The sequence below is a fragment of the Aeromonas sp. ASNIH8 genome, assembly GCF_002919855.1.
Taxonomy (GTDB): Bacteria; Pseudomonadota; Gammaproteobacteria; order Enterobacterales; family Aeromonadaceae; genus Aeromonas; species Aeromonas caviae.
Genome location: NZ_PQLN01000010.1, coordinates 1 through 12,519, shown reverse-complemented (window position 1 = coordinate 12,519; position 12,519 = coordinate 1). Strand labels below are relative to the sequence as shown.

14 protein-coding genes and 6 tRNA genes are annotated in these 12,519 nt (G+C 57.4%); all 20 read left to right on the top strand.

The genetic code is table 11. From position 1 onward, the window contains the following. The first annotated feature begins 72 nt into the window (after window positions 1-72). The 20 genes from ruvA (at window position 73) to C3418_RS04305 (ending at window position 12,474) form a co-directional block, all read left to right on the top strand. Window positions 73-687, top strand: a complete 615-nt coding sequence (ruvA, locus tag C3418_RS04400; RefSeq protein ID WP_010672867.1) for a Holliday junction branch migration protein RuvA — start codon at window positions 73-75, stop codon at window positions 685-687. Between the two features lie 8 nt (window positions 688-695). Next, window positions 696-1,706 (top strand): Holliday junction branch migration DNA helicase RuvB, encoded by a 1,011-nt coding sequence (gene ruvB / locus C3418_RS04395; RefSeq protein WP_041211014.1) that lies wholly within the window; start codon window positions 696-698, stop codon window positions 1,704-1,706. Between the two features lie 10 nt (window positions 1,707-1,716). After that, the gene (locus C3418_RS04390; protein ID WP_029313687.1) at window positions 1,717-1,959 is read left to right on the top strand and encodes a hypothetical protein; all 243 of its coding nucleotides are present in this window, start codon (window positions 1,717-1,719) and stop codon (window positions 1,957-1,959) included. A 686-nt stretch (window positions 1,960-2,645) separates the two neighbouring features. Beyond that, window positions 2,646-4,202 carry a cytochrome ubiquinol oxidase subunit I gene (locus tag C3418_RS04385; RefSeq protein WP_010672869.1) on the top strand — a complete coding sequence of 519 codons (1,557 nt, stop codon included), beginning with the start codon at window positions 2,646-2,648 and terminating at the stop codon, window positions 4,200-4,202. A gap of 12 nt (window positions 4,203-4,214) precedes the next feature. Then, window positions 4,215-5,351 (top strand): cytochrome d ubiquinol oxidase subunit II, encoded by a 1,137-nt coding sequence (cydB, locus tag C3418_RS04380; RefSeq protein WP_010672870.1) that lies wholly within the window; start codon window positions 4,215-4,217, stop codon window positions 5,349-5,351. A gap of 14 nt (window positions 5,352-5,365) precedes the next feature. Beyond that, window positions 5,366-5,482 carry a cytochrome bd-I oxidase subunit CydX gene (gene cydX / locus C3418_RS04375; RefSeq protein ID WP_005331536.1) on the top strand — a complete coding sequence of 39 codons (117 nt, stop codon included), beginning with the start codon at window positions 5,366-5,368 and terminating at the stop codon, window positions 5,480-5,482. Further along, window positions 5,469-5,780: a cyd operon YbgE family protein gene (locus C3418_RS04370; RefSeq protein WP_039039483.1), complete on the top strand. Its 312-nt coding sequence runs from the start codon at window positions 5,469-5,471 to the stop codon at window positions 5,778-5,780. The genes cydX and C3418_RS04370 overlap by 14 nt, the downstream gene beginning before the upstream one ends. A gap of 287 nt (window positions 5,781-6,067) precedes the next feature. After that, window positions 6,068-6,475: a tol-pal system-associated acyl-CoA thioesterase gene (gene ybgC, locus C3418_RS04365; RefSeq protein WP_010672872.1), complete on the top strand. Its 408-nt coding sequence runs from the start codon at window positions 6,068-6,070 to the stop codon at window positions 6,473-6,475. Window position 6,476: 1 nt separating this feature from the next. Then, a complete protein-coding gene (gene tolQ / locus C3418_RS04360) occupies window positions 6,477-7,151 on the top strand; it encodes a protein TolQ (RefSeq protein WP_213320854.1) in 675 nt (224 codons plus the stop codon). After that, window positions 7,151-7,597, top strand: coding sequence for a protein TolR (gene tolR / locus C3418_RS04355; protein WP_010672874.1), 447 nt, complete (start codon window positions 7,151-7,153; stop codon window positions 7,595-7,597). The genes tolQ and tolR overlap by 1 nt, the downstream gene beginning before the upstream one ends. 5 nt (window positions 7,598-7,602) lie before the next feature. Continuing rightward, window positions 7,603-8,733 carry a cell envelope integrity protein TolA gene (gene tolA, locus C3418_RS04350; RefSeq protein WP_042014603.1) on the top strand — a complete coding sequence of 377 codons (1,131 nt, stop codon included), beginning with the start codon at window positions 7,603-7,605 and terminating at the stop codon, window positions 8,731-8,733. A gap of 92 nt (window positions 8,734-8,825) precedes the next feature. Then, window positions 8,826-10,151: a Tol-Pal system beta propeller repeat protein TolB gene (gene tolB / locus C3418_RS04345; protein ID WP_010672876.1), complete on the top strand. Its 1,326-nt coding sequence runs from the start codon at window positions 8,826-8,828 to the stop codon at window positions 10,149-10,151. Window positions 10,152-10,199: 48 nt separating this feature from the next. Beyond that, window positions 10,200-10,724, top strand: coding sequence for a peptidoglycan-associated lipoprotein Pal (pal, locus tag C3418_RS04340; RefSeq protein WP_010672877.1), 525 nt, complete (start codon window positions 10,200-10,202; stop codon window positions 10,722-10,724). A gap of 157 nt (window positions 10,725-10,881) precedes the next feature. Continuing rightward, window positions 10,882-11,691, top strand: a complete 810-nt coding sequence (gene ybgF / locus C3418_RS04335) for a tol-pal system protein YbgF (protein WP_181023063.1) — start codon at window positions 10,882-10,884, stop codon at window positions 11,689-11,691. Window positions 11,692-11,865: 174 nt separating this feature from the next. After that, window positions 11,866-11,941 (top strand) — tRNA-Lys (locus C3418_RS04330). A gap of 19 nt (window positions 11,942-11,960) precedes the next feature. Beyond that, window positions 11,961-12,036, top strand: a tRNA-Val gene (locus tag C3418_RS04325). Between the two features lie 48 nt (window positions 12,037-12,084). Beyond that, window positions 12,085-12,160, top strand: a tRNA-Lys gene (locus tag C3418_RS04320). Between the two features lie 19 nt (window positions 12,161-12,179). Continuing rightward, window positions 12,180-12,255 (top strand) — tRNA-Val (locus C3418_RS04315). Between the two features lie 48 nt (window positions 12,256-12,303). Next, window positions 12,304-12,379, top strand: a tRNA-Lys gene (locus tag C3418_RS04310). A gap of 19 nt (window positions 12,380-12,398) precedes the next feature. Next, window positions 12,399-12,474 (top strand) — tRNA-Val (locus C3418_RS04305). The last annotated feature ends 45 nt before the right edge of the window (window positions 12,475-12,519 follow it).

Here is a 12,519-nt window from a genome sequence, read left to right as displayed (position 1 = left end):
GCTGGATACTTATCCAGTTATTCTTTATGCTATGACCCAATTTGCGAGAGTCTGCGTGGCGAGGAAAAGAACATGATCGGTCGCTTGAGAGGCGTCATCATCGAGAAGCAACCCCCCGAGGTGTTGCTGGAAGTCGGAGGGGTGGGATATGAGGTTCATATGCCCATGAGCTGCTTCTATGATCTGCCCGAACTCGGGAAGGAGGCCGTCATTCACACCCACTTCGTGGTGCGTGAAGATGCCCAGCTGCTCTACGGCTTCAACCACAAGCAGGAGCGGGCGCTGTTTCGCGAGCTGATCAAGACCAACGGGGTCGGCCCCAAGCTGGCACTGGCCATTCTCTCCGGCATGACGGCCACCCAGTTTGTGATGAGCGTCGAGCGCGAGGAGATAAGCTCCCTGGTCAAGTTGCCCGGCGTGGGCAAGAAGACCGCCGAGCGCCTGGTGGTGGAGATGAAAGACCGCCTCAAGGGCTGGGTCAGCCACGATCTCTTCTCCCCGGCCGAAATCACCCTGCCCGCGAAAGAGAGCCCGCTGCGAGCCCCGGATGCGAGCGAGGAGGCGGCCAGTGCACTGGTGGCCCTCGGCTACAAGCCGCAGCAGGCCAGCCAGATCGTCAGCAAGGTGGCTGCCGACGGCATGTCGGTAGAGGAGATCATTCGTGAATCCCTGCGCAGCCTGGTGTGAGGTAGACAATGATTGAAGCGGATCGCCTCATCTCGGCCGGTGCCGCCCGTGAGGACGAGATCATCGATCGGGCCATCCGGCCCAGAAAGCTGGCCGATTACACCGGACAGGATCACGTCTGCGATCAGATGGAGATCTTCATCGAGGCCGCCCGCCAGCGCGGGGAGGCCCTCGATCATCTGCTGATCTTCGGGCCTCCCGGCCTTGGCAAGACCACGCTGGCCAACATCGTCGCCAACGAGATGGGGGTCAACATCAAGACCACCTCGGGCCCCGTGCTGGAGAAGGCCGGCGATCTGGCGGCGCTCCTCACCAACCTGGAACCGAACGATGTGCTCTTCATCGACGAGATCCACCGTCTCAGCCCGGTGGTGGAGGAGGTGCTCTATCCGGCCATGGAGGACTACCAGCTCGACATCATGATAGGGGAGGGGCCAGCGGCCCGCTCCATCAAGCTCGATCTCCCTCCCTTCACCCTGATCGGTGCCACCACCCGGGCCGGCTCCCTCACCAGCCCCCTGCGGGATCGGTTTGGCATCGTGCAGCGCCTCGAGTTTTACAACGTCAAGGACCTGACCGACATCGTCTCTCGCAGCGCCCGCTGCCTCGGGCTCGACATGACGGAAGACGGCGCTCTCGAGGTAGCCCGTCGCTCCCGGGGGACACCGCGGATTGCTAACCGTTTGTTAAGGCGGGTACGAGATTTTGCCCAGGTGAAGTCTGACGGGCGAATTGACGGACCCATTGCTGCCCGAGCCATGGACATGCTGGACGTGGACAACGAAGGTTTCGACTTCATGGATCGCAAGCTATTGTTGGCCGTCATCGACAAGTTTATGGGGGGGCCCGTCGGGCTCGACAACCTGGCCGCCGCCATCGGTGAGGAGAAGGACACCATAGAAGACGTGCTGGAACCTTATCTGATCCAGCAAGGCTATCTGCAACGTACACCCAGAGGGCGGATCGCAACTCAGAGAGCCTACGCACACTTTGGCCTGGAACGACCGGCAGATCAGTAGACGTTGCGATATGAACCAAAAAGCCGCCCTTGAGGCGGCTTTTTGTTTTGCGGGCAAAAAAAAGCCCACGGCACAGGCGGTGGGCAAAGACAATTCAGGATGGATGTTCACAGACAGTGAGCGCGTCTGCAGACCGGTCGGGAAAAAACAGAGGAGCCGTCGCGAGGCTTCAGAGTCGGTTCATTTGATAGAGTTGAACGAAAGAAAGCTTGTAGTAACGGATGGTCTTGGCAACAAACTTTTTCATCATTAATCCCAACAAACAGGTTCGAAATGTTCATCGAATACGTACCGGGAACCCGGAATGACCGGCCTGTATTCAGAGGTATGCCCTCACTGCGAGGCGCATTGTAGGAGCTCTTTCCGGGTGGGACAAACAAGAAAATCTATGGGCTTTTGATTAGATAAACTAATGATTTTGGTGGGGGTGTCAATCCGCATAAACATGTGTTTTTACTGGGTTTAAATTGATTTTTGGATGAGCCTGGCCATTTATTGAAATAATCGAGACGCGAGGGCTTTATTTCCGGGGTTGCGTATTTGTTTAACAGAATTGAAACTATTTTGATGTGTCATAAAATCGATTTAAATCAATTATTTACGGCTTGGTGTTTTTTGTGATGAAGCTCCCATAATTAATGGGAAAAGCCCCATAAGTTACCTTGAAAAAACATGTATTGAGGGTGGTTTTACATTGATTTCAATCAAATAAAGGTGATATAAAACAGCGATCATTATAGGCGGGAATAGAACCCTGGTTATTGTTTATTAGATGTTAAACATTAGCTTTTTTTGTTCCTGTATATTGCCTTGTTGTTAATGTGGTGGCAGTCGAATCCGGTCAGTCCGCGAGGGGTGACCGACCGTTCGGGGACTTCCTATGGAAGCTTTGTCCTTAAAACTTAAAATAGCCGTGCCAATAATCGGTGAGGAAACATCATGATTGCTGAGCATGTGGTAGACCTATCGCGGTTCCAATTTGCTGCGACGGCCCTTTATCACTTCCTGTTTGTACCCTTGACGCTGGGGATGGCCTTCATCCTGGCGATCATGGAGTCTGTCTATGTGATGACCAACAACACAGTGTACCGGGACATGACCAAGTTCTGGGGCAAGTTGTTCGGTATCAACTTTGCCCTCGGGGTTACCACCGGGCTCACCATGGAGTTTCAGTTCGGTACCAACTGGGCTTACTACTCCCACTATGTCGGCGACATCTTCGGGGCCCCGCTGGCCATCGAAGGCTTGATGGCCTTCTTCCTGGAGTCCACCTTCGTCGGTATGTTCTTCTTCGGTTGGGATCGTCTCAGCAAGCGCCAGCACCTGGCGGCTACCTGGCTGATGGCGCTCGGGACCAACCTTTCCGCACTGTGGATCCTGGTCGCCAACGGCTGGATGCAGAACCCGGTGGGTGCCGAGTTCAACTTCGAATCCATGCGCATGGAGATGGTGAGCTTCGCCGACCTGGTGTTCAACCCGGTTGCCCAGGTCAAGTTCGTCCACACCGTGGCGGCAGGCTATACCACGGGCGCCATGTTCGTGCTCGGGATCTCCTCCTATTACCTGCTGAAGAATCGTGATGTGGCGTTCGCTCGTCGCTCCTTCGCCATCGCGGCCGCGTTCGGCATGGCCTCCATCCTCTCCGTGCTGGTGCTGGGTGACGAGTCCGGCTACGAGACCGGGGAAGTGCAGAAGGTGAAACTGGCGGCCATCGAGGCCGAGTGGAACACGGAGCCGGCTCCGGCATCCTTCACCCTGTTCGGGATCCCGAACCAGGAGGAGATGCGCACCGACTACGCCATCAAGATCCCCTATGCCCTCGGCATCATCGCCACCCGTTCCCTGGACGGTCAGGTAACTGGTCTCAAGGATCTCAAGAGCGAGCATGAGCTGCGCGTGCGCAACGGCATGACCGCCTACGACCTGCTGACCAAGCTGCAATCCGGTGACAAGTCCGACGATACCCGCGCCCGCTTCGACGAAGTGAAGCAGGATCTGGGCTACGGTCTGCTGCTCAAGCGTTACACCCCCAATGTGACCGACGCCACCGACGAGCAGATCAAGGCTGCCGTGGATGACTCCATCCCGCAGGTACTGCCGCTGTTCTTCGCCTTCCGCATCATGGTTGCCTGCGGCATCCTGATGCTGGTGCTGATCGGTCTGGCCTTCTATGACAGCACCCGCCACAAGATCGGTGAGCGCAAGTGGCTGCTCAAGGCGCTGCTGTACGGCATTCCGCTGCCCTGGATCGCCATCGAGGCTGGCTGGTTTGTCGCTGAGTATGGTCGTCAACCCTGGACCATCGCCGAGATGCTGCCGACTTATGTCTCTGCATCCAACATTCCTGCGTCCGAGATCTGGTTCTCTCTGATCGGGATCTTCCTGTTCTACACAGTACTGCTGATCATCGAGATGTACCTGATGTTCAAGTATGCGCGCCTGGGCCCAAGCAGCCTGAAGACGGGCAAGTACCACTTCGAACAGAGCAAGGCATAAGGAGAGTGACCCATGTTTGATTACGAACTGTTGCGTCTGGTCTGGTGGGTGCTGGTCGGCGTGCTGCTGATCGGGTTTGCCATCACCGACGGTTTCGATATGGGGGTGGGCGCCCTGCTCCCCTTCGTCGGCAAGAAGGATGTGGAGCGTCGCGTGATGCTCAACACCATGGGGCCGCACTGGGAAGGCAACCAGGTCTGGCTGGTGACCGCCGGTGGTGCCCTGTTTGCCGCCTGGCCCATGGTCTATGCGGCGGCCTTCTCCGGCTTCTACATCGCCATGATCCTGACCCTGATGGCGCTGTTCTTCCGTCCGGTCGGCTTCAAGTACCGCTCCCTGCAGGAAGACGCCAAGTGGCGCTCCAACTGGGACTGGGCTCTGTTTGCTGGTAGCGCCATTCCCCCTGTTATCTTCGGGGTGGCGTTCGGCAACCTGCTGCAGGGTGTACCGTTCAGCTTCAACCAGTTCCTGATGATGACCTATCACGGCAACTTCTTCGGTCTGCTCAATCCGTTCGGTCTGCTGGCCGGTCTGGTGAGCCTCTTCATGATTATCACCCAGGGTGCAACCTGGCTGATGATGAAGACCGAAGGTGAAGTGCTGGCGCGCTCTCGCACCGCCGCCATGATCTTCTCCCTGCTGACCCTGGTGCTGTTCGCCCTGGCCGGTGTCTGGGTGAGCGGCATGGATGGTTATGTGATTGTGGGCTCCGTCGCCACCGACGCCGTCACCAACCCCCTTCACAAGGAAGTGGTGGTGCAGGCCGGTGCCTGGATGCAGAACTACAACCTCTATCCCTGGATGATTGCCGCACCCGTGCTGGGTCTGGTGATGTGTCTGCTGACCGCCGTGGCGGCCAAGCTGGACAAGGGTTGGGTAGCGTTCCTGTTCTCCTCCCTGGCCATCGCCGGCATCATCCTGACCGCGGGCTTCTCCATGTTCCCGTTCGTGATGCCCTCGAGCCTCGAGCCGTCCCAGAGCCTGACCATGTGGGATTCCACCGCCTCCTTCAACACCCTCAAGGTGATGACGGTAGTCGCAGTCGTCTTCGTGCCGACCGTGCTGGCTTACACCATCTGGACCTACATCAAGATGTTCGGCCGGGTGAGTAACAAGCACATCGAAGACAACCAACAATCGCTCTACTAAGAAGGTGCCCTGATATGTGGTATTTCACCTGGATCCTGGGGCTGCTGCTGGCCTGTGCGTTTGGGATTATCAATGCGCTCTGGCTGGAGCACACCGAGAACCTGGATCGTCAGATTGATGAAGACAAGTGACAGGCTCGCCCGGCTGGCCGCTCCTCTGGAGCGCCAGCCATGGCAAGGTCTGATGCTGCTGGCGGCGGCCCTGCTGGCTGTCGCCATCTTGCAGGCGCCCAACCTGGTCGCGGCCAACACCAGTGAGCACGGCCTCTGGCTTGCGCCCTGGCTGATGTGGGCGGTCTGTTGCGGTGTCATGCATGGACTGGGGTTTCACCCGCGCAGCCTGGTGGGTCGCGTGCTGTTCTTCCCCTGGCTCGCCCTGCCCAGCCTGCTCTGCGGGCTCTGGCTGACCAGCAGCTACTACCTGCCATAAATGATGAAGGAGGTCGGCATCAGCCCACCTCCTTCTTCTTTTTTTGACGGGCGTGCCGTCGCCCGGTCAGAGCAACCGAACCTCGCTCGTCACGCCGCTCGCAGCCACTTCTCTTTTCCGCTTTTCTTGCGATGCTGACAGCCCTGTGGTCTTCGGTCTGTCGGCGCCGCAGCACGCCATAAAAAACAGGAAGAGACGGGATTTCCCTGTCTCCCCCTGCTTCTTTCCTATTCAGCCCTGCGCTATGATAGCCCCCCATCTGACTGTCGAATGGATCACAGATTTTTATGGGGGAAGTCTCTGAGTTTCCGGTGCGTGTCTACTACGAAGACACGGATGCCGGAGGCATCGTCTACAACGCCAATTATCTCAAGTTTATGGAACGGGCCCGCACCGAATTCCTGCGCGCAGGCGGCATCGAACAGGATGTCCTGCTGCAGGCAGGGATCGCGTTTGTGGTGAGTCGCACCGAAATCGACTTCCGCGCGGCGGCCCGCTTCAATGAACTGCTGACCGTAATGACGCAAGTAACTGAAGTGAAACGCGCTTCCATGCGTTTTTCACAGCAGATCCTGGCGGCTGATGGACGGCTGATCACTCAGGCCATGGTACAGATCGCCTGTGTCAGTCATCCGCAAATGAAACCTGTTGCAATACCTGAAAAAATCAAGGGAGTGCTGTTAAGTGCACGCTGAAATTTCGTTTATTGGCCTGTTCTGGCAAGCCAGTCTGTTGGTGAAACTGGTCATGATGACCCTGATGGGCATGTCGGTCGTCTCCTGGGCGCTGATCATCCAGCGCTCCAAGGCCATCAAGGCGGCCAACCTCGCCTCGGAGCAGTTTGAAGACAGATTCTGGTCCGGGGTCGACCTCAATCGTCTCTACCAGGAGTCCTCCTCCCGTCGTGACGACATCGAAGGCATGGAAGACATCTTCTACTCCGGCTTCAAGGAGTATGCCCGCCTGCTCAAGGCCGGTGCCCGCGGTCAGGATGCGGTGATGGACGGTACCTATCGCGCCATGCGGGTCTCTCTGTCCCGTGCAGTGGACGATCTCGAGTCCAACCTGCCGGTATTGGCGACCATCGGCTCCATCAGCCCCTATATCGGTCTGTTCGGTACCGTCTGGGGGATCATGAACGCCTTTATCGCTCTGGGTCAGGTTCAGCAGGCGACCCTGCAGATGGTGGCACCGGGTATCGCGGAGGCGCTGATCGCCACCGCCATGGGTCTGTTTGCCGCCATCCCGGCCGTTATCTTCTACAACCGCTTCACCAACAAGGTCGAACGGCTGGAAAACGCCTACGCCAACTTCATGGACGAGTTCACCACCATTCTGAACCGCCAAATCGCACAGCAGGGTGAGAAGTAATGCAAACCTATCAGCGGCTCAAACGCAAGAAGGTCGCCGAGATCAACGTGGTGCCCTATATCGACGTCATGCTGGTGCTGCTCATCATCTTCATGGCGGTCACGCCCGTGATCACGCAGGGGGTCAAGGTCGACCTGCCCCAGGCGGAGTCCGAGCAGTTGCCGGAAGACTCCAAGCCGCCCTTCATCGTCAGCGTCAATACCGAGGGTGAGTACGTCATCAAGGCCGGCGAGGCGGATGACGAACCCGTACCGAGCGGCACCCCAGAGGCGATGCAGCAGTACATCACCGAGAAGGCCATGGGCTATCTGGCCATCAACCAGAACGCGCCCGTGGTGGTCGCCGGTGACAAGTCCGTACGCTACGAGGAGGTGATCCTGCTGATGGTGGCCCTCAAGAAAGCCGGTGTGCCTCAGGTTGGTCTGATGACGGATCCGGTGAACTGACGGAGATGGATGTGAAGCGTGGTATTTCCGGTTATCTCGTCGCGTCGCTGCTGCTGCATCTGATCATCGGCATCATCCTGCTGGTCGGTGTCGACTTCAGCAAACCCAAGCGCCCCGAGTCCAAGGGACAGATCGTCAATGCGGTCATGATGGACAGCGAAATGCTGGAGCAGCAGATGCAGCAGGTCCAGCAGCAGAAGCAGGCCCAGCCCAAGGCTGCACAGCAGCAGAAGGACAAGGAAGACGCTGAGCGCGTCAAACGCGAGCTGGCACAGGAGCAGGAGCGTCTGCGTATCGCCGAGACCAAGCGCAAGCAGGCCGAAGAGGCGACCCGCAAGGCCGAAGCCGACAAGCAGAAGAAAGAGGCTGAACAGAAGCAGGCGGAAGAGAAGGCCCAGAAAGCCGAGGAAGCCCGCAAGCTGGAAGAGCAGAAGACCAAGAAGGCCGAAGCCGAACGCAAGGCGGCGGAAGAGGCCAAGGCGCTGGCGCTCAAGAAGAAAAAAGAAGAGCTGGAGAAGAAGCAGGCTGAAGAGAAGGCCAAGGCGGAAGAGGCCAAGGCCAAGAAAGCGGAAGCCGAGAAGAAGGCCAAGGCCGAAGCCGAGAAAAAGGCGAAGGCGGAAGCCGAGAAGAAAGCCAAGGCGGAGGCCGAGAAGAAGGCGAAGGAAGAGGCTGACAAGAAGGCAAAAGCTGACGCAGAGAAGAAGGCGAAGGCCGAGGCTGACAGAAAGGCCAAGATTGAGGCGGAGCGCAAGCGCAAGGCGGCCGAAGAGGCCAAGTTGCAAAAAGAGATGGAAGCCATGATGGAGCAGCAGCTGGCCGCCGAGGCCAATGCGCGCAGTCAGGCAGCATCGGCAGCCGCCAAGGGCGAGGTCGACAAGTATGCCGCCCTCATCAAGGCCACGGTCGAGCGCTACATGATTTTGGATCCCACCATGCGGGGCAAAACATGTACTATCGGTGTCAAGTTGGCCAGTAGCGGCTTCGTCATCTCGGTGGACAACGGTCAGGGTGATCCGGCGGTCTGCCGCTCCGGCAAGGCGGCGGTTCTGAAGGCCAACCAGTTGCCGGTGCCGAAGGATCCGGCGGCATTCGAGATGTTGAAGGAGTTTAACCTCAAGTTAGAACCGAGCATCTAAGCGTGATAGAACGGGGTCAATGACCGTGGTTGGCAGCATCTGCTGATAAAGGGATTTCACCTCTCATTTTTTTGGAACAGAGTATTTAAGCCATGATAAGAAAAGTGTTTTTTGCTTTGGTTGGCTGCCTTCTGCTAGGCCAGAGCGCTCAGGCGGCCTTGGACATCGTCATCACCGGCGGTATCGACAGTGCGCGCCCCATCGCCATCGCCCCCTTCAAGTGGGAGGGCAATGGCCAGTTGCCGCAGGATATCGCGGAAGTGGTCTCCAACGACCTGATGCGCAGCGGCAAGTTCAAGCCGCTGGCCCGTGGCCAGATGCCGCAGACGCCGAGCACCAGCGGCGAGATCAACTTCGCGCCCTGGGCTTCCCAGGGGGTCGAAGCCGTGGTGGTCGGCTCCATCGCCGCCGTGGGTGATGGCACCTACAAGATCAACTTCGAGCTGGTCGACGTCCTGAAAGGCCAGCTGGCCAAGACCCAGGGCGGTGAGGCGAACGGTTACATCCTGGACAGCCGCATGGCGACCATCCCGGGTGCCCAGATGCGCCAGTTTGCCCACCGCATCTCCGACATCGTCTACGAGCGTCTGACCGGTGAGCGTGGTGCCTTCCTGACTCGTCTGGCCTATGTCTCCGTGCAGCAGGGCACCCAGTTCCCGTATCAGCTGCGGATCTCCGACTACGACGGCTACAACGAGAAGACTCTACTGCGCTCCCGTGAACCCCTGATGTCCCCGGCCTGGTCGCCGGATGGCAGCAAGCTGGCTTACGTGAGCTTTGAGAACCAGAAGTCCGAGATCTATGTGCAGGACATCTACACCCAGCAGCGCAGTCTGATCACCAGCTTCCGTGGCATCAACGGTGCGCCGGAGTGGTCTCCGGATGGTCGTCGTTTGGCTATTGTTCTGTCCAAAGATGGGCAGCCTGACATCTATGTCGTTGATGTTGCTAGCAAGCAACTCACTCGAGTCACAAATAACCGCACCATCGACACCGAACCCTCCTGGATGCCGGACGGTCAAACTTTGCTGTTCACCTCTGAACGTGGTGGCAAACCCCAGATTTATAGCGTAAATTTGGCGACTGGCATGACTCGCCGGATGACCTGGGAAGGGGATTCCAACCAGGGGGCATCCATCACACCGGACGGCAAGTCCATGGTGATGGTGACCCGGGTTCAGGGACAATATCGCATCGCTCGCCAGGATATGGAAAATGGAGCCATGCTGGTACTGACCCAGAGTGCTCTGGATGAATCGCCAAGTGTGGCTCCCAATGGCAGCATGATCATTTATGCCACCATCTATCAGGGTCGTAAGAGTCTTGCATTGGTGTCGACCGACGGTCGCTTCAAGGCAGTGCTTCCGACCAGTAGCGGTGAAATTCGTGCACCAGCTTGGTCGCCCTTCTTGAATTGATAAAAATCGATTGTTTTTTGTTTTGTTATAAAGGTTTAAGGAAATAGCATGCAACTCAATAAACTGCTCAAGGGTCTGGCCATCGCACTGCCACTGTTCACCCTGGCTGCCTGTAGCTCCTCTTCCGACTCCGACGCCGCTGGCGCCGAGTCCGGCATGACCGACGGCATGGGCGGCGTACAAACCGGCGGCGCCAATGGCATGTTGTCCCCGGAAGAGCAGATGCGTCAGAAGTTCGAAGCGCTGCAACGCGACAACGTGATCTACTTCCCGTACGATGGTTACGACATTCAGGGTCAGTACGCCGACCTGCTGGATGCCCACGCCAGCTACCTGCGTGAACGTCCGAGCGTCAAGGTACTGATCGAAGGCCACGCCGACGAGCGCGGTACGCCGGAATACAACATCGCGCTGGGTGAGCGTCGTGCCAAGGCTGTTGCCAAGTATCTGCAAACCCTGGGTGTGCAGGCCGAGCAGCTCTCCATCGTCAGCTATGGCGAAGAGAAGCCGCTGGATCTGTCCCACACCGAGGAAGCCTTTGCCAAGAACCGCCGTGCGGTCCTGGTTTACTAAGGTTTGAGTCGAACGAAGTTCGTTTATATGCAAGCGGCCATTTCGATGGCCGTTTTATTTGCACTAAACGTCAAGGTTTGATCCGAATGAAATCTGTATCAGCGAGCGACTATGCGCTGGCCGTTTTATTTGCACTAAACGCTAAGGTTTGATCCGAATGAAATCTGTGTACAAGCAAGCTGGTGTTGCGCTGGCCGTGTTGGTTGCTTTGAATGCGCAAGCGGCGGCACCGGTGAGCGATCTGAGCGGGGATTCTGGCAGCAGCGGCGTGGTGCTGAGCGGCAACAATGGTGCCATCGTACCGACCGGCAGCCTGGAAGACCGGGTTGCTCTGCTGGAGCGTACCCTCAATGCCCGTCTGCGTCTGCAGGCCGAACTGCAGCAACAGGTCGACTCCCTGCAAGGGGAGGTCTCCGAGCTGCGTGGTCAGCTGGAACAGCAGACCTACCAGATGGAGCAGTCCCAGGAGCGCCAGCGCCAACTCTACCAAGAGCTCGACAAGGTGGCCAACAGCCAGCCTGCCGCCGCGCCCGCAACACCTGCTGCAGGTGCTGCAACGCCTCCTGCCACGGCTGCCAACTACTCCACCAACCAGGATGAGAACCAGGCCTACGACGCGGCCGTGAACATGGTGCTCAAGGAGAAGAACTATGACAAGGCCATTCCTGCCTTCGAAGGGTTCATCAAGCAGTTCCCGAACTCCAGCTATGTTCCCAATGCCCACTACTGGCTCGGCCAGCTGATGTTCAACAAGGGTGACAGGGCGGGGGCCGCGAGCCAGTTCTCCACGGTGGCGAACAAATACAGCAAGTCACCCAAGCGGGCCGATGCCCTGCTGAAACTCGGCATGCTCGCCCAGCTTGACGGTAAAAAAGCAGAGGCCAAGGCCTTCTATGAGCAGGTGATCAAGGGTTACCCCAACACCTCGCCGGCCCAGCTGGCCAAACAGAGTCTGGCCAAGCTGTGACATTGCTGCATGTCACTGTTTTCGTAACACTCTTGTAAAGAACTCTCTGCTTTGTATGCGCAGTGAACAATCAGATTTAATTTAAGATTTTTCTATTGCGCCAGGATGATAAATCCGTAATATAGGCCGCCGTCAGAGCCGGAGCAGTAATGCAGTCGGCACTGGTCGTGGTGAGGGTCGTTAGCTCAGTCGGTAGAGCAGTTGACTTTTAATCAATTGGTCGCTGGTTCGAATCCAGCACGACCCACCATCATTTCAGTCATATCCCAGGTCGTTTAGCTCAGCTGGGAGAGCACCTCCCTTACAAGGAGGGGGTCACTGGTTCGAGCCCAGTAACGACCACCATGTTGTAATGCTGGCCGCCACATGCGGTTGGTGAAAGGTTCAGGATGTGGGTCGTTAGCTCAGTCGGTAGAGCAGTTGACTCTTAATCAATTGGTCGTAGGTTCGAACCCTACACGACCCACCACTCTGAACACAGAATCCCAGGTCGTTTAGCTCAGCTGGGAGAGCACCTCCCTTACAAGGAGGGGGTCACTGGTTCGAGCCCAGTAACGACCACCATGTTGTAACACTGGCCGCCACATGCGGTTGGTGAAAGGTTCAGGATGTGGGTCGTTAGCTCAGTCGGTAGAGCAGTTGACTCTTAATCAATTGGTCGTAGGTTCGAACCCTACACGACCCACCACTCTGAACATTGAATCCCAGGTCGTTTAGCTCAGCTGGGAGAGCACCTCCCTTACAAGGAGGGGGTCACTGGTTCGAGCCCAGTAACGACCACCATGCTTTAAAAAATGATTTCGATGGGTCGTTAGCTCAGTCGGTAGA